This is a genomic window from Gallibacterium genomosp. 2, assembly GCF_000771895.1.
Lineage (GTDB): Bacteria > Pseudomonadota > Gammaproteobacteria > Enterobacterales > Pasteurellaceae > Gallibacterium.
Genome location: NZ_JPXY01000081.1, coordinates 1 through 1,135 on the forward strand (window position 1 = coordinate 1; position 1,135 = coordinate 1,135).

Annotated in this window: 1 protein-coding gene and 1 pseudogene; both read right to left on the reverse strand. The window is 28.5% G+C overall.

From position 1 onward, the window contains the following. Nucleotides 1-79: pseudogene (locus tag P375_RS12490) on the reverse strand (IS1595 family transposase); the annotation flags it as partial. Nucleotides 80-227: 148 nt separating this feature from the next. Then, on the reverse strand, nucleotides 228-1,135 hold a 908-nt coding region (locus P375_RS12590; protein ID WP_039137338.1), incomplete at its 5' end, for an autotransporter domain-containing protein.

Consider the following 1,135-nt stretch of genomic DNA (forward strand, 5'->3'; position numbering starts at 1 on the left):
TTGCAGTAACTTCTGCGACAAAAAACTCAAGCAGTTTTTTCTGTATGGATTTCTTTAATTTACAATATGTTATCTTCATTTTTGTAGTATAGCATTGTTGCTAATCTACTACAGCCCCAAAAAATATACATATCAACTAATACATACTAAGAATTTTATTTTTTTCCTAAACATAAATAAAAATGTGCCTTTTCTTTTGCAAGATAGGCACATATTATTGTTATTTATTAGAATAAATAGGACAGTTTAATTTCTGCATTTTTTGCTTTTCGTGAATTATTTCCTTTCCCTACACCTAAACGAGAAGAAATCTGCCACTTTTGGTAAAAATTAATATCGATTCCGGTCTCATAATATACACTTTCGCCAAAATCTTGTTTCAAACTGATATTATCAATATTCATTTTATCGTTAAGCTCTCTTTGCACAAAATTATCATAATGAAGTGATATTAATGGTTTAAACTCTATATCCTCAACTCTCCACATTTTTGCTATTGTCAATTCAGAATAATAATTTAATAAATTCAAATCCTTAGTATTTATATTAATACCATTAAACTGATAACTTACATTATTATAATGATAATTCCTCATTCCTAATAATGTTTGTAATTCAATGCCGAATAATGAAAAAGATTGACCAAAGCCTAAACCAATACTATACATTTGACGATGAAAATGTTCATTCTGTTTTTTTAATTTCAGTTCATTATGAGAACGTCCATAACTAATATCCATAGTAACAAAACTCTTAGGTGTCAATTGTTGCTTTAAATATAAGGTCACTTGGTTTACTTTTGTCGTACTTGTCGCATTATCAGATAAATAGTTAGTCGCATAAGCATTCGAGAAAATCGCACCAATACTCTGCCCTTTATCATTAATTAAACTTTGGATACCGATTTCATTAATATTTAAATTTTGTTGATAAGCTCGGTAATTATCTGAAAAATGCCTGGTTTTTTGTTGGGCAAAATTAGTCCATATTGTTGTTTTATTATTTTTTGTTGCAAGTTGTTGATTCAATAATCTTGCAAACTGCAAATTAATATTAACTTCTGCTGCAAATTCAGAAAGCATCATATTCGCAGTAGAACTAATGTTTGCTGCTTGCTTTTTCGCTAAACGTTCTT